We start from the raw sequence: 22,932 nt of genomic DNA on the forward strand, positions 1-22,932 counted from the left end.
GTTTGAGGCACCCAGATATGGCATCCGATCCGATTTCCCAAAGTGACGTCGCCGCCGTCCAAGAATGCGAAAACGCCTACGGCAAGCTTCGCGACGAATTGGCCAAGGTGATCGTCGGTCAGTCCGAAGTGATCGAACAGGTACTCGTTGCGATGTTCGCTCGCGGTCATGCACTGCTGGAAGGGGTGCCGGGGCTGGCCAAAACGCTGCTGGTCAGTTCGCTGGCCGAGTCACTGCACCTGAGCTTCAAGCGAATTCAGTTCACGCCTGACCTGATGCCCAGTGATATCACCGGGACCGAGATCATTCAGGAAGACCTGGAGACCAAGAAGCGTCGCTACGAATTTCTGGAAGGTCCGATCTTTGCCAACCTGATTCTGGCGGACGAAATCAACCGTACGCCTCCTAAGACTCAGGCCGCCATGCTCGAAGCGATGCAGGAACGCCAGGTAAGTGCCGGCGGTACGATTCGCAAACTGCCCAGTCCCTTCTTCGTGCTGGCCACTCAAAACCCGCTGGAACAGGAAGGTACCTACCCTATGCCGGAAGCTCAGCTCGACCGCTTCCTGCTACACATTCGCGTCGATTACCCCAGCGGCGCTGAAGAATGGGAAATCGCTCGCCGCGTGACCTCCGGTGCCCAGGAACAGATTTCTTCTTGCATGAGTGGCGAGCAGATCGTTCAGTTCCAGGATCTCGTGAAGCGAGTTCCAGTGAGCGATCAAGTGCTTGGTTATGCCTGGGCCCTGATTCGCGCGACACGTCCAGGCTCGCCCGAAGCTCCTTCGTTCGTTAATCAATGGGTTGCCTGGGGTGCCGGACCGCGTGGTCTTTTGACTTTGGTAACGGCCGCGAAAGCACGAGCCATTTTGTATGGACGTTACCACGCGAGCATCAGCGACGTACAAGCGATGGTCAAACCGGCGCTACGTCATCGCCTGGCAGCAAACTATTCGGCCCAGGCCAACGGCTATACCAGCGACAAGCTGATTGAAATGCTGTTGGAAGAAGTTTCGTCCGAGAAGACTTACGCCTGCCCGGCAGCTTAAGTTGCTCCGCTTTATAATTAAGGTGTGCCAGTGAATAGCGGCGTTTTATCCCGATATCTCGACTACGAGTTTCTCCGCCAACTCTCTGGGCGTTCTTTGGAACCTCGGGGACTGGTCAGCGGAAACCTGGCCGGTGCGCACAAGTCACCGTCGTCCGGGTTCGCAGTCGAGTTTTCGGGGCACCGCGAATACGTCCCTGGCGACGATCCGAAGCACATCGACTGGCGAGTCTTCTTCACGCGTGACAAGTACTTCATCAAGCAATATGAGATGGAGACGAACTTCGTCTGCCATTTGATGCTCGATATCAGCAAGTCGATGCGATACGGCGAAGAGGCTTCCCAGAAAATGCTCTTCGCTTCGCGGTTGGCGGTCAGCTTGGCCCAGAGTATCGTTCGCCAGGGGGACAAGGTTTCGTTTACCACGTTCGATACGAAGATTCGCGGGCACATTCCTGCCAGCAATGCCCTGCCCCAGATCATTCGCATGTCGCAGCATCTCGACGAAACAGAAGCTGACGATACCACCGATTTGCATGCCTGCCTGTCCGAGTTCAGCCAGCGCATGGCACGCCGCGAGATCGTCATGATCTTCAGCGATTTCTTTGGCGACCTGCAAACGCTAGAGAATGCAATCCAGCGGATCCGCTTCAATAAGCATGATGTCGTTCTGGTTCAGGTGATTCACGATCACGAGTTGAATTTCAACCTGGAAGGCATGACCCGTTTCGTGGGGTTGGAAATCGATGCCCAGCGAATCGCCCAGCCAGCAGACATTCGTTCGGCCTACCTGAAAGCGGTCAGTCGCTTCAATGCCGAGCTTGCGGACATTGCTACCCGTAACAACTGCGATCATGTCCTAGCCTGCACCAAAGACAATCCAGGAGCCATTTTCTGGGAATACCTCAACCAGCGAAGCCTCCAGAACCGTCGCATCTAGAGCGCAACGGATTTTCTCGAAACTTTTTCTTTACTGGCCAACCCTTCGTTTTCGGGGCAATTAAGCCATACGACGGGAATTCCTGGACCCTCAAAGGGGCATTTCGGGGACTTTTTGTCTAAGGGTGCAGAAAGTCACGTTGACATCAAAGGTAAGATAGTCATCATTAAGGTAACGTACGTTGGCGGTTACGTCACCGGTCCCGAGGGAGCTTGCACGCGGCAACGCGTGGGACGATCTCCCTGGGGAAGATTTTACTCTGTTAATTCTAAGATTAGGTAGAGCATAAAAACGCTCGGAGAATCACGATGAAATTCTCATTTCGCCTTGCAGAATTGCTGAATCACTCGCCAGATCCTAAGAAACGTCCTGGCACCATTAAAGCGATCTGCGACTTCACCGGTTTGGATCGCCACCAAGTTTCTTCTCTGCTAAAGAACGAAGCGAAGTACATCCCACTTTCGGCACTCGCCCAAGTGTGTGACTTCCTGATCAAACACGGCTACGCCGAAGCAAACCAATTGCCAGGGGCACTGTTCGCTGTCGAGCCAGAGAACTTCTGGGAACTCTTGGCTCGCCGCAAGCGTGTGGAGATGTGCCTTGGCATTCGTGCCGACGAAAATTGGGCCGAAGGTGCCTGGGTGGTTGCTTCCGATACGATACTGCAAGGTCAGCTGCTCACCGGCATTTCCACGCTGGGTGGTACTGCCAAGTACCGTCAGCAAGATCTTTCGCGCGATATGGTCTCGCTTAGCGGCGACGGCTACTTGATGCGTGACACCCCGATTCCGCAACCGGAAGACCTTTTCCAGACACTCGTCTGGGCACCGGGGCAGGCAGACGATGAAGAAGTACATCGTCGCGGTCACGAAGTCTATTCCAGCTTCCAGGCCGTCGATGGCGACAAGGCGTTGATCAGCCTTGGTAGTATTCGCAGCAATCCAGTAATCGAACTGGGACTTGCCAGCGCGTTCAATACGGAACCGTTCATCAGCCAGGACGAAGTCGAAGATCCGAGCCAACGGGCTATTCCGATCTATCTACGTCACCGCGAAAAGAACGCTCAGTTCCCTGGTTCCTGCTGCGGCGGCGACCAGTTATCCAAGAGCTACGCTCCGGAAACGCCAGGCTTCTATTACGAAAAAGAAGACGGCAGTTGGGGCTGCTGCAAGTGGGACGAGACGACCTACGAGCCAGCCTACCTGATCTACGTCTATCACGAGTCGCAGGGGCGTTTGGAAATGATGCTTGGCGGTTACTCAGGACGTGGAACCCGACTGCTTGCCAAGACACTCTCGAGCCGACCGGAAGAGTTCTGGCCACCTGTTTACACCGGCAACGGCACGCAGATCGGTGCCTATGTGATTCAGTACGAACTGAAGAAGCAGAAGAAGGCTCGCAGCGTCCTGGTTGCTGATTACTCGGCCACGACGAAGATCATTCCGATCGACCCGAAGGCTATTCAGCGACGCCTGACCGTCTAAGGTTTGACGCTTCACTTCGAAAAACAAAAGGCCGTCCCTGCTGTGATGCAAGGACGGCCTTTTTTTGTTTGCGTTATCGTTTTCGTCACGTCTTATGGAAGCTCACGAATCTTCAAGCCGCGGAACTCCACGGGCGAGCCTTCCGATTCCAGGCACAAAAAGCCCGTCGCTGGCGAGCAACCCGTGCCGCCGGATACTTCTTCGCCGTTAACCCACAATCGGACTTCCCCGTTGATGGCACGGACGTAGTAGTGGTTCCACTCGCCGGTTCCCTTGCTCAGTTCTTTAGAAGGAAAGCTACGCGCGCCGTTAGGTGCCGTTGGAGGAAACGGGGTCATCTTGGCCGCACCGACCGGGAAGACATCGCCGTGACACGTGAACCAGTCGGCCTTGCGATTGCCACCTTTCTCGTACTGTTCTTTGTAACCCAGATCGAGCACTTGCACTTCAATCCCCTGCGGAAGCCCTGGGCCAGTTAGCTTTTCCAGCGAGGAAGGAATGGTCCATACGAAGATCCCGCTGTTACCGGCATTCTTCAAGTGTCGCCACTGGCAAACCAGCTCGAAATTCGTGTACTCCTTTACGCTACGAGTCACGCTGACAGGCTTGCCGGTGCATTCGATCAGGCCGTTCTCGTGGAACGTCCAGGTATCGTCTTCGCTGTTGACTTTCGTGAAGTCATCCTTCCCCAGGGCAACCCAGCCTGGTCCCTCGCCGTTGACGAAGGCCTTGGTCACGGGTTCTTCCGCGCGGAGATGTGTCATACCGAGGGTGGTTAACACCGCGGCGATCGCCAGGCTCAGCAGTCGAATCTGCATTACTTCAATCCTTAAATAGGTTTGTTGGTGATTGGTGTGAATCAAGGTGTTTCTCTAGATGCCCCAACCATCACGATACGATTTTGTCAGCAGCTTGGCAGCCTCTGGGGCATTGGTGATTCGAAGATTTTCAGCATCCCACTCTAGCTTCTTACCGGCCCGATGGGCCACATTGCCAAGCAGGTTGTGTTCAATCAGGGCACCCGAGTAGCTGAAGTTACATAGCGACTCGCCACCCGTCTTGGCAGCATGCAACCATTCTTTGTAGTGCCCCAAGCTTGGTGCGATGCGATTCTCAGGGGCTGGATAGTCTTTGAACTTATCGCCTGGCGACAGGACGAGCTTACCGTAATCAGCCACCAGAACGCCCTGCTCGCCGATAAACGCAACACCGATCCCCCACTGGTTGATGGTCGTGTCATTGCCAACTAACGGCTGCAGGTATTCGCTGCGGCGCTGCATTCCTTCGGGACCATGGTACCAAACGACCTTCGTCGGTTTCGACCAGTTGGCATTCCCTTCGCGAGCCGGGTGTTCCCAGGTGATGACCTGCCAGGGTGGACAGGCGACAGTGTCAGGTGCGGGACCTTCCGATTGAATCGTTGTTGGGTGCTTCAAACTCAATGCCCAGAATGGCAAGTCGATCAAATGACTTCCCATATCGCCGAGCACGCCGTTGCCGAATTCCCAGCGGCGATTCCAATTCAGGTTGCCACCTTTCCAATAGGCTTCGTTGTAGGGTCGCATCTCGGCTGGCCCGAGCCAGGTATCCCAGTTGAACCCCTCAGGAACGGACTGCTCTGGAAGAACGGCAGGCTCGACGGGATTGATTGTGCGGCTACACCACACGTGCGCTTCTGTCACAGGGCCGATCGCGCCGGCGGCAATCAGTTCGACCACACGGCGATAGTTCTCAGTCGCGTGGATCTGCGTTCCCATTTGGGTTGCGAGCGTCCCCTTCTTTTCGGCGTACACGTTTTGCATCGCCCTGGCTTCTTTCACCGTGTGAGCTAACGGCTTCTCGCAGTAGATATGCTTGCCGGCACGCATCGCGGCGATTGATGCCAATGCGTGGTGATGGTCGGCCGTGCTGATCACGACAGCATCGACTTGCTTGTCGGCGATCACTTCCCGCCAATCGCTGCACGTCTTCGCGTTTGGATAACGCGACTTGGTCTGTTGGAGCACGTCAGGATTGGTATCGCATAGGGTGTAAATGTTCTCGCCCGCCACGCCACCGGTATTGGAAGCACCGCGTCCACCGGCACCGATGATTCCGATGTTCAACTTCTCTTTGGAAGCAGTCTCTTGCCCGCTGACATGCAGGACAGGCCCCAGTGCAAATGCTGCAGCGGCGGTAGCGCTGGAAGACTTCAGGAACGAACGTCGATTGAGCCTGGGTTTGGTCATGAGAGTTCCTTGTGGTGGGATTCGTGGGTGGGAATCTCGGCGAGATTGTAGAGGGCGCATCTCAAGCCAAAGATGGCACGAGATATCGTCTGAGAACCCATCATAAGGGGAACCTCAGTCGAAATTAAGAGAGACTTGATGAAATTCCCGAAATTGAGATCTGCCCTAATCTGGGACCGAACGAATGACCAAGTTGCGAATCTCAGTCATGTCATTCATGGCAAAACGAACCCCTTCACGTCCGATCCCACTTTCTTTCACACCACCATAGGGCATGTGATCGACACGCCATGAGGGGACATCGCCGATGATCACACCACCAACTTCCATGGTATCCCACGCTTTCATGATCTTCTGAATATCACGCGTAAAGATACCGACCTGCAGCCCGAAGTCGCTGTCGTTGGCCATCGCGAGTGCCTGATCGAACGTATCAAAAGGAGCCACGACCGCAACCGGGCCGAAGACTTCCTTGGCGCACACGTTTTCGTCTTTGGGGACATCGGCAAGCAGCGTTGGCTCGACGAGAATCCCATCTCGTTTACCACCCACCAGTACCTTGGCACCAGCCTTTCTAGCGGACTCGATCCAGTTTTCAATCCTTTCCGCATCGGAATGGGAAATGATGGGACCGACGAACGTTTCCTTGTCCATGGGATCTCCGACCTTCAGCTTGGCGATCCGCTCGCATAGCAACTTGACGGTGGCGTCGTAGATACTTCGGTGGATCAGTATCCGCTGCACACTTACGCAGCTTTGGCCTGATTGATAGAACGCCCCGAAAACGATCCGCTGCACGGCGTCTTCCAGGTTGGTCCCCTCGTCGACAATACAGGCCGCATTGCCCCCCAGTTCGAGCGTGACCTTCTTCTTACCGGCCTTGGCCTTCAACCCCCAGCCAACATCTTGCGAGCCGGTGAAGCTGAGCTTCTTTAGTCGATCGTCGGTCACCAACAGGTTCGCTGCATCGCGGCTGGCCGGCAGAATCGAGAACGCACCTTCCGGTAGATCGGTCTCAGCCAAGATCTCGCCTACCAGCAGCGCGCCGATCGGGGTCTTGCTGGCTGGCTTCAGCACAAATGGACAACCAACCGCCAACGCAGGTGCAACCTTATGCGCTACCAGGTTCAAAGGAAAGTTGAACGGCGTGATAAACGCACAAGGACCAATCGGCACGCGTTTCCACATACCGCGATACCCTTCGGCCCGCGGGCTGATATCCAGCGGCATGACCTCACCCAGCATCCTGGTCGACTCTTCGGCGGCGACACGAAACGTATCGATCAGCCGCGTCACTTCACCACGACTATCGCCGATTGGTTTACCAGCCTCGACACAAAGGGCCACTGCCAGTTCTTCGCTACGCTGCTCGAAGCGTTGAACGCAGTGGTTGAGAATCGCCTGACGGCGAAACGACGGCATCTCGGCCATTGCTTGTGCTGCCCCGTCGGCTGCGGCGATTGCCCGTTCCATCAGCGCCGCATCGGCTAGAGGGACCCTGGTGGCGACGCTTTGGCGAAACTTGTCTTCAACGCTGAGATCGAAATTGGGGGTGATCGGCTGGTTGGCAAGATAGGCGGAATATTCACTACGAATCGACATAAAGCCCTCGTGAATGTGCATGTGTTAGCACTAAGTTTGGTGATCTGATGTCATCCGATGGCCTGTCCCCCAAGAGGAGGTAAATGAGACCATTTTTCGCTCACGGAATCACAAATTACATTTGACATCGAACCACTTATGTTTGTATCATCACGATACCTCTATTGGGTAGTTGCGCCCATCAGGAATCGAGTGGATATCACGTGGTTACCACCGCAGAATTCTATGGTAACTTCGGAACTTGAAGAGGTTTAACTTCTCTAACGTTCAGTATCGACACACACCGTGCAAGATTTGTGCAACGGTGATTCATCCAGCTTACGGTGGGAGCTCGCTATGAAAGCCAGCACGTTCGCCATCTCGCTCTTTGTTATCAGTTTACTTACTTGCTGCGCCATGGCAGCCGAAGTTCGCACCTGGACCGATGCGTCCGGGAAGACACTTTCCGGCTCGCTAGAAGAAGTCACCAGCGACGGCAAGGTGGTGATCAAGTCTGGCGGGCAGTCGTTCACCATCCCGATCGAGCGATTCAGCGCGGAGGATAAAGCGTATATCGATTCGCACAAGGATCAGATGGGGGACAAGGAATCCTCATCCGGTCGCCGTCGCAAGAGTGACCTGTTTGATTATCGCCAATGGAAAGACAAAGACGACAACGAGATCAAAGCTAAGTATGTTCGGATGTTCGAGGGCAAAGTCGTGCTTTTGCAAGGTCGAACGTCGCACAAGGTTTCGTTCTATGACTTGAGTGATGAAGACCAGATCTACCTGCGTCGCGAACTCGAAGAACGGGGCGAAGACAGCCAGATTCCAGCGCCGACAGCCAATGCTGGAGGAAACGGGACCAACCCAATTACCGGCGGTGGCGATCAACCCTACGATCCACGTATGGGCAATCAGGCCGCGATGCCGCCAGCCTATGCTCCTCCGGAAATGGACGATTTCGCCAAGAAGCAGCAAGAGGAGCACGAGCGGAATCGTCGCGAGATCGAGAAGCAGCAGGCCGAGGCTCGTCGTATCGCTGAGGAACAGAAACGCAGGCGCGAAGAGGAAGCACAACGCGAACAGCAAAGACAGGACGAGCTTCTTGCACGCGAAACTCAGCAGATTCAGGACATGGAAAATAGAATGCGCCAGAACGAGCAGGACATGATCGCCCGCCAAAACGAATTTTTTGGTGGCGGTAGCAATTCAGGCAACCAGCCGTCTGGCTCCTGCAGTTCATGTAAGAAGATGATTTACGGCAATATCGGGGCGGGCGATCGCTGCCCTCATTGCGGGATCTTTTTCGCCAGCGAGACCGACGAGTTTGGTCGCACGACCAAGACGGTGCCCGTACCTTGGTACTACAAGGTTCCCCTTCCGATTGGGTTGATCGTGGTCGTGGTGATTGCCATCTTCAGAAAAATGGCCGGATAGTCATTCGACGGCAATAGAAATCACCAACGAGAATGAATTTTAGCGGAGTCTTCAAACAGGAAGATTCCGCTATTTCTTTTTGCGGGCCTCAAGAATGGCCTGAATCAGCGGCTCCGGAACCGAGGCCGGGACTTCGTCTTCTGCGTATTCTTTGCAGCACGAAACCCCCAGACGCAGTGCCGTCCGGTAGTTTTCCAAGTAGTGTTCACAGCACGGACAACGTGACAGGTGCGTTTTCATTACGCACATCACGTCATCGGGCAAATTACCTTCGAGGTAATCACCCATGAATTCGTATAGTTCCTTGCAGGTCAATTTCATCGTTAGTATCCGCTATTCATGTGCGGATCCAACAGAGTTTTTAATGCTTGCCGGGCACGATGCAGCCGCGTCTTGACGGCAGAAACACTCATGTCGAGTCGGGCCGCGGTTTCCTCGGTACTTAATTGTTCGATGTCGCGAAGCAGCAAAACGGTTCGGTAACTTTCCGGCAATTCTTCAATTTGCTGGCGAACCAGGTCTCGTGTTTCGCGGCTCTGGACAGCCGTGTCAAAGGTAATTGCCCACGAGGGTTCCGATCGATCACGATGACCGTCAGAAACAAAGTGGGGCAGCAAATCCTCCACAGGCTTTTCGGGTTTCCGCTTCTTAGTGCGTAGCTTCATCAAACAGGCGTTTACCACAATTCGATGCAGCCAAGTCGAAAGCTTCGAGTTCCCCTCGAAGTTTTCAATCGCTTTAAACGCTGACAGAAACGAATCTTGCACCGCGTCCTGGGCATCCTGGTCTTGACCCAGGAAGCGTTTGGCTACGACCAGCATACGACCACTGTACGCACGAACTAAGTATTCGTACGCGTCGTCCTCTTGCCGCTGGAGAGCTTCGATAAGCTCTTCTTCGGATTTCCAAGCGCTAGTCGGCAGTTCAGGTCCGGTGCTTTCCATAATCGCCAAAAATACCAGATGCCATCATGGTCGTCTACGTTCCCATATTGTGGCTTATTCCACGCAAGTTGCGAGACTGCTTGATATTGGCTTGGGGAATAGGCCTTGAATTCTTCGCTTTTGGATGCCAGAGTAAAATCTGGTCGGGCACGGCAATTTGAGATTTTTTCTCGCTAACTTAGGGATACGGCCACTCGTGCGATTATTTTTCATAACGCTCGCCATGCTTTTCCTGGCAATCGGGAATAGCTTGCTTTGCCAAGTCATGTTGGCCGATAGCGTTCAGTTCTCGATTGGCAGCGCCGAAATTACGCCCGACGTGCAAGGTCCCAAGCCAGTCTGGATGGCTGGCTATTACCCAGGACGAGCTGCGACAAGTGTTCACGATCCCCTCTTTGCCCGCGGCATGCTTCTCTCGGATGGACATTGCAAGATCGCGATCGTCAGCTTAGACCTGATCGGCTGGTCCTATCCATCGACGCTTACCATTCGACAGCAACTGCCTGAGATCGACTACGTCGTGATTTGCAGCACGCATAATCACGAAGGGCCCGACACGATCGGCATCTGGGGCGAGTCTTTCATCAAACGAGGCGTCGACGAAAAATACAACGAACGCGTTGAGGAAACGGTCGTGCAACTGGTCAAGCAGCTCGATAGCACGCTGCAACCAGTGTCCGTGGAATTCGCCAAAGTTAACCGCCCCGATCTCGTTCACGATACGCGCCAACCAATCGTAATCGACGCCACAATTCGAGCCATACGTTTTCGTTCGCAAGTTGATGGGTCGACCCTAGGACTCTTGGTTCAAGGGACCACTCACCCCGAATCGCTCGGGGCTAGAAACACAGCCATCACCGCCGATTTCCCCTGCTTCACACATAAGCGACTGAAGCAACACTTCGACTGCCCGACGGTTTACGTCAGTGGGGCCATCGGTGGGCTGATGACACCCCCAGCTAACGGGATCGTCGACGAACAGGCAGCAGCGGTTCGGTTAACTACATTCAAATACGCCGAAGCCTACGGCAACACGGTTGCCGATGCGGTTGCCGAGGCTTTCAAGACTGGGCAGCCGGTCGACCTCACACCGTTTCGGATCTTCCGCAAGGAAATAGCCATCCCGATCGACAACCCGCTCTATCGCTTGGCCCGATCGCTGAACGTCATCCGACGCGTTAGTTACGAGTGGACCGGCCAGCCAGAAAGTTGGGGCAAACAGGTCACGCGTGAATTTCGTCCCGATCGAGCGGCAGCGGTCACCGAGGTCAGCCTGCTTCAGCTGGGAGAGGTTAAGTTGCTGGGAATTCCCGGCGAACTCTATCCTGAACTGGTAGCTGGCCAGATACCGAATCCACCCGACCAACACGTCGACTTCCCCGCGGCCCCACTCGAACCCAATGTCGATCAATTAGTAGGTGACGAGCCCTATCTGATGCTCGGATTGGCCAACGATGAGATTGGCTACATTCTTCCCAAGCGACAGTGGGATCGAGAACCGCCGTACGCCTATGGACGAGCGGCCTCTCAGTATGGCGAGATCAACAGTTGCAGCTATGAGGTGGGGCCCATCATCATGGACACCTTTGCCGAGTTGTGCCAGCGAGCGGAATTGCCCGCTGGCGAGCCATAACCGGTTATCGAACCGGTGGAAGAAGTCGCGGAGGTTCAATCTCCGGAGCCGGTGGAACCTTCGAAGGCTGCGACGGAATCACCACCGGCGAAGACTTCGTCTCACGCGGCTGATCGCTAATGAACATCGTGTTCGATCGAGGTGCCGGAGCCGTTCGCGATCCTTGGCCAGCAATTTGTTCGCCACTGATACGCTGCAGCATATCGGTAGCTTGTTTCAAATTGGGATCTTCCTGCAAGGCGGCCTCGAAATTGGCGATCGCACCTTGTTGATCACCGGAACGATATAGCAAGAAGCCCAAATTGAAGTGCCCCTTGGCTTTCCCATGAGCAAAGACGAGTTGCGAGAGTGCTTCGTCCGCTCGACCGGAATCTACCAGGACCATTGCCAGGTTGTTGCGATAGCGGGGGTCTTCTGGGGCCCCGAGGGTCGCTTGATGGAACTTGGCCATCGCCTCGTCCTTTCGCCCCATGCGTGCCAGGCACAATCCCATATCGTTGCAAATCGTCGGATCCTTGGGATGATCCTTGTCAGCCATCTGGTAGATCACCAACGACTCGTCTAGACGTTGCGTACGATGCAGCAGACGGGCATAGCTGATCTGGGCAAGGCGGCTCTTGGGAAACTTCTCCAGGCACGACTTATACTGTCGTTCGGCACCCTCGAAGTTGCCTGCGTTTTCCATCATCCGAGCGGCACTCAGATAAACGTTGGCGTTGATCTCGTCCGGCATATTCGACAGACTGATCGGGTCGTTCTCGACCTTTGGCTGGCGCGGTTCCGATGTGAAGAAGCCTGAGATCGAATCGCCAGCCTTTTTGAAGGCCGAACTGATCGAACCAGAGCCTTCGGATTCTCCGGAATCAGAGAACTGAATCAAGCGGAACGAACTGCCTTCCTCGCTATCGGTGGCGATTGGCTTCGGCCGATTGCTGGGCTTGGGACGCTCTGCCCCATATCCCATCGAAGGTGCGAGTAACAAGCCCTGCAATGCGAGGCCGGTACAGATCATGTCGCGTCCGTATTTGATCCAGACGCGTTTGGCGTTTTTCTTTTGCATCGATCCCTTGCAGGGCCCATCCGGGCCATTGCCTCCATGCACTGAGTTGGGTCGGCCACAGGCACCCCGCTAGCAAAAGGGTGCCCGCAATGAATTGTCTTCATCCATTGCATCGGCATTTTGCCCCTGCTTCTCAAGCAATTTGCGCAAACCGCGTGCGCGGACTAATGCGATTGATGAGAATGTTTTCAGTTCGGCTTACTGTCCGCCGTTGAATGCTGGCAGTCGCGGAACCGGAACCGACGAACGTTCACGACGCCAGATGTCGTCGATGTAGTCCGCCGCGCGGCCAGCTGGCTGATCTGGGCTCACGTAGATAGGTGTCGCTTCTGGGTTACCGACCAATTCGGCCAAGCCAGCTTTGACAGCAGTAATACGGGCATCCGTTTCCTGCTTGGTGAAGCCCTGCATGACGAAAATATCACGACGGCCTTCGGTGCTGGTCAAGATCGCACGAATCTTCATCACTCCGGCACGCGTCAGTTCGCCGGTTTCTTGATCGAAGTAGTGATCGCTGAGTGTGTTCTGCAAGCGAATGCCGGCAGCGGTCATTTGCGCGTAGTAGTTGTTTACCGAAGCGCGATCTTGCTCGATGAAGGGGGATGGCCAGCACTTATTGCGGGCATAGTCCAAGTGGGCACGATCCCAGAATTCGTTCCAGCCCGCCTGGCTGACGGAGCAGAACAACAAAGATGCCAAAATGGATTGGGTAAAGAGGGTGCCGATCTTCATGCGTGGCCGCCTTCCGTGGGTTCTCGGGGGTTCCTTGCGCCCCTGCTGACCGAGAGCGCTTTGGTTCATTCAGTGAATGCATCGGCCATTGAGCGGCCAAGCCAACACAAGGGATGGCTTGGCCGATACGACGCGTAGAATCGTTAAACTCTACTTAGGCCTACGAGTTAGCCGCCATCATTGGCAGCATCTCTCGAATCACCGTGATCGCGGCCGGGCCGACCAACACGACAAAGATGCCAGGGAAGATGAAGAACACCAGCGGGAAGATCATCTTCACCGCAGTCTTGGCAGCCTTTTCTTCAGCGATTTGGCGACGACGGGTTCGCATGGCATCGCTCTGCACGCGAAGTGCTTGGGCGATACTCGAACCGAACTTATCCGCCTGAATCAGAATCGCAGCGAGCGAGCGAAGATCTTCCACACCGGTTCGTGCACCCAGTTCATGCAGCACATCGACGCGAGCGCGCCCCATCTGCAACTGGAAGTTACACATGCCGAACTCTTCAGCGATCACACGGTAGGTTTTTTTCATTTCCTCGGCAACACGACGCATGGCCTGATCGAGACCGAGACCGGCCTCAACACAAACGACCATCAAGTCGAGGGCGTCGGGAAGACCGCGGAAGATCTGCTCTTTACGGGTCTTGCCGAGATACCACAATCCGAGTTCTGGCAGATAGAAGAAGAAGCCGAGAACGATGGCCGCCTTCAAAATGCCGAATAACGAGAAATCTCCCAGGACGAAGAATGTACCACCACCCAGGACAAGGCCGGCGATCAATCCGGCAAACTTCAAGCCCAAGAAGGTAGTCGGCGCAGCTTCGCTCCGAAAACCTGCATGCGAAAGCTTGTCCTTCAGCTTCAATGCGTCTTTTTGGTTGGTTGGCTGCAAAGGCTTGGCCAAGGAAGGAGTGGCCTTCTCCAGCACTTTGCCCAAAGCAGTTCCCTTAGAGCCCTTCTCGCCATTGCGTCCACCGCGCTGGTAAGGGTCTTTCAACCCATCCAGTCGATCTTCCGCACGGCTTTTGTCCTTCAGCAACATATCCGCGAGGAAATAGATGCCTGCGGCGAACAAGCCGAATACGCTTACCGCAATGATCAGAACGCCATTGGTACCGGAATCAAACATGGCTTGGTTACACCTTGATATCGATAATCTTTTGAATCACCCAGGCACCGATCAATTGCATGACGATGGCACCGGCCAACATTTTTTGACCCAGGGGATCGGTAAACAGTGTCATCACGTACGTTGGGTTCAAGTACCACATCACGATGAACAGTGCCGGTGGCATACCCAACAGAACGATACCGGAGATACGACCTTCACCGGTGAGGGCCTGAATTTGCCCGAATAATTCCATACGCTGACGAACGAGCCGGCCGATCTTGTCGAGAATTTCAGCCAGGTCACCACCCGTCTGACGCTGCAGAATAACGGCCGTCCCGAAGAACTTAAGGTCGAGGTTCGGAACGCGTTCGGTCATATCAACGATGGCCTCTTCCAACGGCACACCGAGGTTTTGCGATTCAAATACCTTGCGAAACTCGCTGCCAATCGGGTCGAGCATTTCTTCGCTCACCAGATGAAAACCAGCACCGAGACTATGTCCGGCACGCAAAGCACGAGCGATCAGTTCCAAGGCATCGGGCAGTTGGTTGCCGAACTTGGCGAGGCGTTTGTTCCGCTGAAACCAAATGTAGCCAAAGGGCATGATGCCTAAGATGACAGCCAGGATTGGGCCGATATAGAAAGGCAATCCCAACAGGAACGGTACCACGGCACCGGCACCGGCCAACCCTGCGGTCAGCAGGATAAAGTTGGAAACCGAAGTTTCCATGGCGGCCTGGTCAAGGAACAGTCGTAGGTTGAAGTACCTGGCAATGAACTCTTCCAAGGCACCATCGTTGCCGTCGGAGAGTCGGGTGATGCCGCCTTTCTGCTCACCCTTGCCTCCTTCACCATTGGCCTTTCCTTTACCGGTTAATATTTCGAGGCGACTCTCGATCTCAGGGTTGGCGTCCCCTCGAAACAGAATCGCTACGGCACCCACTAGCGTGGCTACACCTACGAAAACCGTAATAAGAACTACTAGCGTCAACATGATCGCTTCTCTAATTCAGTAACGGGGTTAGTCTTCGAGCATCATACGTTCACGGAAGGCACTGGCCGGCAAGCGAACGCCCGCCGATTCAAGACGATCCATGAAGTTGGGACGAACGCCGGTCGAAATGAAGCGACCACGTGCGCGGCCTGTCTCATCAATACCGGATTGCTCGTAACGATAAATGTCTTGCATGACGACCGTTTCCTGCTCCATGCCGATCACTTCGGTGATGTGGGTTACGCGTCGCGGACCACCTTGCAAACGGTTGGCCTGAATGATCAGGTCGACGGCGCTGGCGATCTGCTGACGCATTGCTTTGATTGGTAGTTCAAAGCCTGACATCGAAATGAGCGTTTCAATACGGGCAATCGCGTCACGCGGTGTATTGGAGTGAATCGTGGTCATCGAACCTTCGTGACCCGTATTCATGGCCTGTAGCATGTCGAGCGTTTCGGCACCACGACACTCACCAATGATGATTCGTTCAGGACGCATACGCAGGGCGTTTTTCACCAGGTCGGTCGCGGTAACGCCGCCCTTTCCCTCGACGTTCGGCGGGCGGGTTTCCAGCCGCACGACGTGCTCCTGCTGCAGCTGAAGTTCCGCTGCGTCTTCAATCGTCACGATACGCTCGGCACCGCTAATGAAGCTGGAAAGCGTGTTCAGCAGCGTCGTCTTACCAGAACCGGTACCACCGGAAATAATGATATTCAGGCGAGCCTTGATGGCCCCTTCCAACAGCATCACCATTTCAGGCGTAAATGCTTTGTAGTTCAGCAGGTCTTCCAACTTCAGCGGGTTGGAACCGAACCGACGAATAGAAACCGCCGCTCCATCAAGGGCAAGCGGCGGAATGATTGCGTTGAAACGCGATCCGTCGGGGAGACGCGCGTCGACCATCGGGCAGGTTTCGTCGACGCGCCGGCCTACCTTCGATACGATACGGTCAATGATTTGCAGAAGGTGTTCGTTATCGCGAAACTTGACACTGCTCAGTTCGAGCTTGCCACCCTTTTCGCAGTAGATCTGGTGTGGACCGTTGATCAGAATATCGCTGATCCCATGATCCTTCAGCAAAAGCTCTAGCGGGCCCAGACCAAACGTTTCGTCGAGAACCTCTTCGATCAGGCGTTCGCGTTCGGTGCGATTGAGCAGGGTCTCTTCGGTATCGCACAGGTGTTCAACCACCAGGCGAATCTCTCGTCGGAGGACCTCCCCTTCCAACTCGCCGATCTTCGAAAGATCGAGCTTATCCACAAGCTTCCCATGGATCTTACGCTTGAGGTTTTCGAATTCTGCTTGTTTCGAGTTCGATGCTTTAGGATCCGTTGCCGCTGATCGCATGATCCGATTCCTTCGTCTTCTGAAATGCTGCCAAGGACGCTCTTACCGCTTTGTCGCGTCTCCTGTTGCCGTAGTCAGCCGAAGGGAACTATCGAGACGATTGCTTCATTTCAATCATCGATCGATAGACGGAGCTACCCAAAAGGAGACAAGGGCCGTTCCAGGCGAATGCCAGGCTACGGTCCCTGAAAACATAGCTCACGTAAAGTTGCGCGAGAGGAAGGAAGTTGCGAAATTGGCAAACCGCAAGGGATGTGCGGTCGCTATAACCTTCGCGGATTGCAAGAGATAATCCACGCTTGTTGATGCAGCGATCTTAATCGGCTGCCTGGGCTTCCGATTCTTCTGGCTTTGCGGTCTTTTCCCCCTTCGAAGAGAGGAAACCGAACCATCGGCCAATGCCGGACTTTCCACCGGAATTCTTTTTCGAAGCATCGCCAGAGAGCGACTCGGCCAATCCGACCAGTGCCTGGGTGATACCCGCGCGAGGAGCCTGTTCGATCAGCGGTACGCCATTGTTGCGAACCTCGACCATCACGCGGTACTCGTTAGGAATCTGCCAGTAGATTTCGCTGCCGATCGTTTCCTGCGCCTTCTTCAGGCTGATTTCACCGTTGTCCAAACCGACACGATTGACGATGACGCGTGTCTTTTCCTTCAGCCCGTCAATCTCGCTGAAGCTCATCATCAGACGAACCACGTTTCGCAAGCACGGCAGGTCCAACTGAATGGTCATCAGATTGATATTCGCTTCCTGCATCGCGACGATGTCGAGCGAAGAGTACGACTTCGAGGTATCAATGATCAAATGCGTGAAGGTCGCCTTCATCAGGCCGATCACGCGAGACAGGTCATCCGGGCTGATTGGGGCTTCTTCCTGCAACTGCACCGGACGTGGCAGCAGATAAAGGCCACTGCTGTGACGCGTCAGCGAACGCTTCAGCAGGTTAAAGTCGAGACGCTTAATGTTTTGTGCAACGTCCAACAGCGTGTAATCAGGAATGGTGTCCAGGAAGACATCGCTATCCCCCAGTGCCAGATCGAGGTCAATCAGGGCGACGTTGTTGCCCTCTTGCGCGGCCAGGATGCATCCCAGATTGACGGCCATGCTGGTCGAACCAACGCCGCCGGTTGCACCACAGACTGTGATCACCTTACATCCGCGCGACTTGGTATCCCCTTTGCCGAACCGATGATGGCCGATTCGTTCCAGGGCACTAACCAGATCTTCAATGTCCAGCGGCTGCGTGAGGAACTCTTTTGCACCGGCACGCATCGCTTTGAGAATCAACTGGCCATCGCTGGAACCACTGATAACCAGGATGCTGCACTCCGGCGTGTTTTCGTGCACTTCACGAATCAAACGGATGGCTTTTTCGGGATCGGAATCGATCGCCACAATGCCGATGTCAGGATTGGTTTGGCCGACGACGTCGGCGAAGAATTCGTAACGCGAGCATTCGGCTTCCAGCCAAACGATGTCCATACCCAGAAGTGTCGATTTTAACGATTCTCGCGATGAGTCCTTCGGATCGACAAGGGCGACTCGTAATACATTGCTCATAGCGACACGTACTTTCCTGACTCGACACTAACTAGATACGAAAAGAATTCCCTCAATGGGTTTGAGGGAATTCTAGTACGCAAATTGTGCGAACGTGTTAAAAATTGAGCGTATCGTAGCCCGACGGACCGATCATCGAGGGCATTGGTCCCGATGGTTGAACCGGTACTGACGATTGACCGGAAGATGGCCGTACGCCAGGGTTAGCTTGGATCGATACCGGAGTCGTTCGTCGTCCCGACGGAGTGTGTACACCTCGCATCTGGGTATTCGTCTCGAACTGCGGTGCCCGGGCTGAAGTTGGCGAAGGAACTTCCATCAGCGGAGTACCTTGCTCGATCAGCTCCCCTTCGATCACAGATGGACCCGATGGGCCGATCATGCCGGTTTCGTAGCTCCCAGGACCACAGTTGGGAACTTCCATGTAACCTCGCCAGTACAGCTCGGTGTCGTTGAGCGGACCACTCGAAGTGCCAGGAAGTGCACAAGGTTCTTCGCCTGGATTCAGCGGACCGACCAGTTCTGGAGTCACAATGATCAGCAGTTCCACTTCGTTACGACGATCTTGCACGCGGCGGAAAGCAGCACCGGCCCAAGGGATGTCAGCCAGGTAAGGAATACCACGGTTCGAGGTTTCGATCTTTTCCTGGATCAAACCAGCCAGGGCGAACGTTTGACCGGCCTTCATTTCGACAGCCGTGTCGACCCAGCGAGTACGGAAACCAGGCGTTCCATCGACAGCCAGGCTGGAGTCGACTTCGCTAACCAGTGGACGCACTTCCAGGCGTATATTGCCGTTGCCCAGGACGATTGGAACCACGTCGACGCGAGTACCAAATTCCTTGAACTCGATCGAGGTAGTACCCAGACCGGAAGCAACTTGAATCGGCACTTCACCACCAGACAGGAAGCTGGCCGGACGACCGCTCATAGCGTTGATAGTCGGCTCGGAGAGCAACTTGGCCAGGTTGTTCTGACGCAAAGCTTCCACGAAACCGAAGAACGAACTGTTGTTGCCGATGACGCCAAACGTGACCGTCTCAGCACCGGCGGTTGTGACCGAGCCACCACCCTGAGCGACGCTCGAGATAATACCGCTGACGCTTTGGATGATGTAATCGTTTCCGCTCACAGCAGCCCAGTCGAAGCCCATCGTTCGCAGCTTGGTTCGCGAAACTTCGTAAACTTTGACCTTCAGCATTACCTGCTGAACACCGCCCACGGTGATATTGTTGATCACTTTCGGGTAATAGTCTTCAGCCATCAGCACGATGCGGTTGATGGCATCAGGGCGATCGACGAAGCCTGAGAGCACCACGCTGCTGGCCAGGGGACGAACCTTGATCGAAGCGTTCGGAAATTCACTTTCCAGAAGCATCTGCAGTTCGCGGCCGTCACCGATGACGACGACGTCGACGGTGAAGATGGTGCCGTCTTCGGCCCAGAGGTTCACTTGCGTGACACCGGGCTTCAGGGCCGAAACCTGAATCTTGTTCGGCGACAGTGGAGTCAACCGAATCAGATCTGGGTTGTTGACCTGTGCCTTGGGGATCTTCTCATCCAAGGTAAAGATGCGGCTGGAGTTCACAATCATCTCCAACCGCTGGTTAGGATTGGCGACCTGAAAGTTGACGCCGGGGGCCTCGTTTTGAGCCTGAACGCTTCCGCAAACTGCGGACAGCATCATCAAGGCTGCAGTCGTGACAAGTTGTCGCGCGAAGCGGTACTTGGTAATCATCCGTGATCTTCCTTGCGCCGAAATTACGATTTCCCAATCCGTGGAAAAATCTGGACGTGTTTAGGCGTCGTCCGGTCCAAAGTCTGTGTCTGACTCCGCTGGCATGGAGTCGCTGTCATTATCGCTGGGCTTCATATCCACGCCGTCGGCGGAACCGTTGTCCGCAGGCTGCGATGGTTGACCGACCGAGCCTGGTGGCAAGGTCGGCAGGGGTGCTGGCATCGAGGTTCGCATCGTGCTGGCCCGGCTCGCGGAGGAGCCTGGGCTCACTTCCGTCGGAAGTTCTTCATCCTGGCCGAACTCAAAACGACGCACGCCATCCGGGCTGAGCAAATCCATTGTCCATTCCGGTTCCTGCGGAGCCGGCATGGCACCAACAGTTGGCGAAGTGAGAGCAGCTTGCGAGTTCTTCAGGAAATCGAGGAAACCACCGCCCGAAGGCTTCTTGTCTTGGGCCACAGCCGGTTCGGCTGGCTTGTTTTCATCCATGCCTGGGTCGGCGTTCTCGGTAATGCCCAGCAGTTCCGAAATCGTTGCATCGTCGGTCGTGCCGGCTTCGTCGTCACCGCTTTCATCTGGCGGACGCAACGACAAGCTCAGGCTCCCCAATCGCGAGGCAAGCACGAGGATCTCGACTTGCTTCGGGGTCACCAACAACGAGACCGTCTTGGCGGCAATCGAGTTGCCTTGCGAATCGGTTTCGCGATGAATTTGTTCGTTCACAGCAAACACCCGGCAGTTCGTCAGAATCGTGCGAGTCATTTGCTTCTTTTGGCTGCGGTTGTTCTGGTTCATCACTTGCAGGTAAACCAGAACGTCAACGCGGTCACCGGGCAGAATCAAACCGGAAGCCGAGCTTTCGGCGGTTACGCGAACCGAGTGAACGCGATACCCTTTAGGAATCAGCTTGGAGGCACCTTGGTCTTCGTCCGAGCCGAAGAGCTTGCCTTCCAAAATGACTTCGCCGGCGAACAGACGCGAACGAGGACGACGTTCTTCGACGTTTTCCAGTTCACGAATCGCGCCTTCTGGAATCTTATCTGCTGGCCATGGTTCCAGCTTGATCATCTCTGGCTTGATCTGCTCGTTGATGTCGATGTCCTCAAGCGCGACGAAGATGTTCTCCATTTCGACCTGAGGTACCGGCTGAGCCGTTTGCTGTTCGAGCACCTGGCTGATGCCAATCGAGGCAACCAGCCCGCACCCGAGTGCGATGATGATCAGAATTAGTGATTTAGGACGCATGTGCTTTTCCTTAGTTCAGCTAGCCTCCCTGCGGGTGATTCTGCTAGCTCCTCAAGCCCCTGTGATCGCGGTTGCGATGTAGGGGGTTTCATCGGGACTCTGCGTTCAGAAGGTCACAAGTAACGTTCTGAGTCGGACGATCAATGCGTTTAGCAATTCCCGAACAATCGGAATAAATTGCATCAACGATCATTTAACCGTTTCTCTACGCATTGAGGTCTTTGCTTCCAACGTTGTCGATCCCAGGTACATGGGAGACGGTAACCAACTGACCTCGGCGAAGGGAATTTGTACGGTAACAGTCACGGCCCCGCCAAACCCAGCATTCTCAGGTGGGTCGGGAGAAACAATGACGTCGGCAGCACCACTATCAACCGCTGCCGAATCCAGGAATTCATTTACCGCCGAGATAACCCCGGAGGTAGTCGCTCCGTCTAAGACAGCTCGTCGAGCACCTTCGCGAGAAGCGTTGGTAATCACTTGCTGCACCATCACCATGCGACCGTACTCGATCATTCCGAAAATCAGCAGGAAGAATAGCGGAGCCACAATGGCAAACTCCACTACCGCCGCCCCTGATCGTTTCAATCGGAATAATCGGCATGCCTTATCAAGACCGAAATGTCGAGGACGCAAAGTCCCATTCATTTCGCCTACATTAACAGTTTCGGTTGCGCAGTCTGTGCATGCAGCAGGTGTCAGGCTCATACAAGCAGTCCCATCCAGAGGAAGTAACCAATGGTTCCGATCGCGATCGGAATACCGTAAGGGAGCAGCAGCATGGTTGGCTTACGCTCTGCTGCGATGCTCGAAAGCTGGTTGGGATCACGAATGGTCATGATCTCGTTCAGGATGATTCGAGCGTTGTTCGAGTGCTTCTTCCAGGCCTTGCGAACGGCAACCATACCGACTGCCAGAACCGCACCGACAATCGCCGAGATGCAGAAGGCATAGAAGGTGTGCGTACCGTGCATCCAGGCTCCGACGCCAGCCAAAAGCTTCACGTCGCCGGCACCCATGCCGCCGATCGAGTAGGCCGGAAGTAGTAGTAGCAGGCCAACAACCGTGCCTAGCAAACTCCAGCCCAGTCCTTCCAACCCGAATGCACAAAAGCTGTAGACCCAGCCGCTGGCAACAAAGGGGAAGGTGATCCAATTGGGGACCTTCAATTCAAAACCGTCGATGACAGCGGCCAGAATCAAGGTAAACGTAACGACCCAGACGGGCCAATTGTGTGCGATTGCTTCCGCCAAGCTTACAAAAAGATCCATGACTTTCTCCTCACCTCGCGCGTCTTATGCGAGGCCGACCACTAAATGCGCAAATTAAGGGATACCACGACTTGTTTCCGGCAGCACTGCCAGCAGGCTCCGGCACAAAACAGTAGCTCACCCTGGCAGCCATGAAGCCACTAAGGTCCGTTTTTTCGCCGATTTCTGCCTGTCCGGAATAGGTTTCCGCAGCGCGGTATTCGTTGTTCCCGCTAAAACCGATCTAACCCGAAAAAGAGAAAAGCCCCGCTGGTCCCCGTGATAGGGTGCCCCGGGGCTTTTCAAGTACTTCATGAAAAAACGCGTGAGCCGTAAGGCACACGCGTCGTTTGGTTAGGCGGCTTATACCGCACCACCAGTGGTGTTGGCGGTTTGCATGTCCGTACCAATCTTGGTGAACGTAGCGTTCGCCTGGGTACCGATCGCTTGAATAGCGGTCAGACATACGATGACGATCAGAGCCAGCATCACGGCATATTCAACCGCGGTGGGACCGTCTTCCGATACGAGAAAGTTCTGTACCTTCTGGATGAGACCTTGCATGAGAATTCTCCAACGTTGCCTAAAAT

Annotated in this window: 21 protein-coding genes; 5 read left to right on the forward strand and 16 right to left on the reverse strand. The window is 54.8% G+C overall.

Annotated features, from left to right (window positions below):
• Positions 1 to 17: 17 nt before the first annotated feature.
• The 3 genes from C5Y96_RS26535 to C5Y96_RS26545 all read left to right on the forward strand — a co-directional run bounded on the left by C5Y96_RS26535 (position 18) and on the right by C5Y96_RS26545 (position 3,472).
• A complete protein-coding gene (locus C5Y96_RS26535; RefSeq protein WP_105359685.1) occupies positions 18 to 1,049 on the forward strand; it encodes an AAA family ATPase in 1,032 nt (343 codons plus the stop codon).
• A gap of 30 nt (positions 1,050 to 1,079) precedes the next feature.
• Positions 1,080 to 1,988, forward strand: a complete 909-nt coding sequence (locus C5Y96_RS26540; protein ID WP_105359870.1) for a DUF58 domain-containing protein — start codon at positions 1,080 to 1,082, stop codon at positions 1,986 to 1,988.
• A gap of 308 nt (positions 1,989 to 2,296) precedes the next feature.
• Positions 2,297 to 3,472 carry a helix-turn-helix domain-containing protein gene (locus C5Y96_RS26545; protein WP_105359687.1) on the forward strand — a complete coding sequence of 392 codons (1,176 nt, stop codon included), beginning with the start codon at positions 2,297 to 2,299 and terminating at the stop codon, positions 3,470 to 3,472.
• A 92-nt stretch (positions 3,473 to 3,564) separates the two neighbouring features.
• Here C5Y96_RS26545 and C5Y96_RS26550 read toward each other — a convergent pair whose 3' ends face one another.
• The 3 genes from C5Y96_RS26550 to C5Y96_RS26560 form a co-directional block, all read right to left on the reverse strand.
• Positions 3,565 to 4,290, reverse strand: a complete 726-nt coding sequence (locus tag C5Y96_RS26550) for a DUF1080 domain-containing protein (protein WP_105359690.1) — start codon at positions 4,288 to 4,290, stop codon at positions 3,565 to 3,567.
• A gap of 54 nt (positions 4,291 to 4,344) precedes the next feature.
• Positions 4,345 to 5,700 carry a Gfo/Idh/MocA family protein gene (locus tag C5Y96_RS26555; protein ID WP_105359692.1) on the reverse strand — a complete coding sequence of 452 codons (1,356 nt, stop codon included), beginning with the start codon at positions 5,698 to 5,700 and terminating at the stop codon, positions 4,345 to 4,347.
• A 165-nt stretch (positions 5,701 to 5,865) separates the two neighbouring features.
• Positions 5,866 to 7,302 (reverse strand): aldehyde dehydrogenase family protein, encoded by a 1,437-nt coding sequence (locus C5Y96_RS26560; protein WP_105359694.1) that lies wholly within the window; start codon positions 7,300 to 7,302, stop codon positions 5,866 to 5,868.
• A 336-nt stretch (positions 7,303 to 7,638) separates the two neighbouring features.
• Between C5Y96_RS26560 and C5Y96_RS26565 the strand changes: the two genes are divergently transcribed.
• Positions 7,639 to 8,721, forward strand: coding sequence for a hypothetical protein (locus tag C5Y96_RS26565; protein WP_105359696.1), 1,083 nt, complete (start codon positions 7,639 to 7,641; stop codon positions 8,719 to 8,721).
• A 69-nt stretch (positions 8,722 to 8,790) separates the two neighbouring features.
• Here the strand turns inward: C5Y96_RS26565 and C5Y96_RS26570 are convergent, their stop codons facing one another.
• Both C5Y96_RS26570 and C5Y96_RS26575 read right to left on the reverse strand, forming a co-directional pair.
• A complete protein-coding gene (locus C5Y96_RS26570) occupies positions 8,791 to 9,042 on the reverse strand; it encodes a hypothetical protein (protein ID WP_105359698.1) in 252 nt (83 codons plus the stop codon).
• A 2-nt stretch (positions 9,043 to 9,044) separates the two neighbouring features.
• On the reverse strand, positions 9,045 to 9,665 hold the full coding sequence (locus C5Y96_RS26575; protein WP_105359873.1) for an RNA polymerase sigma factor: 621 nt from the start codon (positions 9,663 to 9,665) through the stop codon (positions 9,045 to 9,047).
• 196 nt (positions 9,666 to 9,861) lie between these two features.
• Between C5Y96_RS26575 and C5Y96_RS26580 the strand changes: the two genes are divergently transcribed.
• A complete protein-coding gene (locus tag C5Y96_RS26580; protein ID WP_146115821.1) occupies positions 9,862 to 11,298 on the forward strand; it encodes a hypothetical protein in 1,437 nt (478 codons plus the stop codon).
• A gap of 4 nt (positions 11,299 to 11,302) precedes the next feature.
• Here the strand turns inward: C5Y96_RS26580 and C5Y96_RS26585 are convergent, their stop codons facing one another.
• The 11 genes from C5Y96_RS26585 to C5Y96_RS26635 all read right to left on the reverse strand — a co-directional run bounded on the left by C5Y96_RS26585 (position 11,303) and on the right by C5Y96_RS26635 (position 22,906).
• A complete protein-coding gene (locus C5Y96_RS26585; protein WP_105359703.1) occupies positions 11,303 to 12,358 on the reverse strand; it encodes a tetratricopeptide repeat protein in 1,056 nt (351 codons plus the stop codon).
• Positions 12,359 to 12,556: 198 nt separating this feature from the next.
• The gene (locus C5Y96_RS26590; RefSeq protein WP_105359704.1) at positions 12,557 to 13,090 is read right to left on the reverse strand and encodes a hypothetical protein; all 534 of its coding nucleotides are present in this window, start codon (positions 13,088 to 13,090) and stop codon (positions 12,557 to 12,559) included.
• Between the two features lie 160 nt (positions 13,091 to 13,250).
• A complete protein-coding gene (locus C5Y96_RS26595; protein WP_199188809.1) occupies positions 13,251 to 14,222 on the reverse strand; it encodes a type II secretion system F family protein in 972 nt (323 codons plus the stop codon).
• A 7-nt stretch (positions 14,223 to 14,229) separates the two neighbouring features.
• Positions 14,230 to 15,198, reverse strand: coding sequence for a type II secretion system F family protein (locus tag C5Y96_RS26600; RefSeq protein ID WP_105359705.1), 969 nt, complete (start codon positions 15,196 to 15,198; stop codon positions 14,230 to 14,232).
• A 27-nt stretch (positions 15,199 to 15,225) separates the two neighbouring features.
• Positions 15,226 to 16,545, reverse strand: coding sequence for a CpaF family protein (locus C5Y96_RS26605; protein WP_105359706.1), 1,320 nt, complete (start codon positions 16,543 to 16,545; stop codon positions 15,226 to 15,228).
• A gap of 316 nt (positions 16,546 to 16,861) precedes the next feature.
• Positions 16,862 to 18,109 (reverse strand): response regulator, encoded by a 1,248-nt coding sequence (locus tag C5Y96_RS26610; protein ID WP_105359707.1) that lies wholly within the window; start codon positions 18,107 to 18,109, stop codon positions 16,862 to 16,864.
• A 97-nt stretch (positions 18,110 to 18,206) separates the two neighbouring features.
• On the reverse strand, positions 18,207 to 19,847 hold the full coding sequence (locus tag C5Y96_RS26615) for a type II and III secretion system protein family protein (protein ID WP_105359710.1): 1,641 nt from the start codon (positions 19,845 to 19,847) through the stop codon (positions 18,207 to 18,209).
• Positions 19,848 to 19,907: 60 nt separating this feature from the next.
• The gene (gene cpaB, locus C5Y96_RS26620) at positions 19,908 to 21,092 is read right to left on the reverse strand and encodes a Flp pilus assembly protein CpaB (RefSeq protein WP_105359712.1); all 1,185 of its coding nucleotides are present in this window, start codon (positions 21,090 to 21,092) and stop codon (positions 19,908 to 19,910) included.
• Between the two features lie 189 nt (positions 21,093 to 21,281).
• Complete coding sequence (locus tag C5Y96_RS26625) at positions 21,282 to 21,656, reverse strand: TadE/TadG family type IV pilus assembly protein (protein WP_233199169.1); 375 nt, start codon at positions 21,654 to 21,656, stop codon at positions 21,282 to 21,284.
• Between the two features lie 140 nt (positions 21,657 to 21,796).
• On the reverse strand, positions 21,797 to 22,363 hold the full coding sequence (locus tag C5Y96_RS26630; RefSeq protein ID WP_105359714.1) for a prepilin peptidase: 567 nt from the start codon (positions 22,361 to 22,363) through the stop codon (positions 21,797 to 21,799).
• 342 nt (positions 22,364 to 22,705) lie between these two features.
• Positions 22,706 to 22,906, reverse strand: a complete 201-nt coding sequence (locus tag C5Y96_RS26635; protein WP_105359717.1) for a Flp family type IVb pilin — start codon at positions 22,904 to 22,906, stop codon at positions 22,706 to 22,708.
• Positions 22,907 to 22,932 lie beyond the last annotated feature (26 nt).

This window comes from Blastopirellula marina, assembly GCF_002967715.1.
Classification (GTDB): Bacteria; Planctomycetota; Planctomycetia; order Pirellulales; family Pirellulaceae; genus Bremerella; species Bremerella marina_B.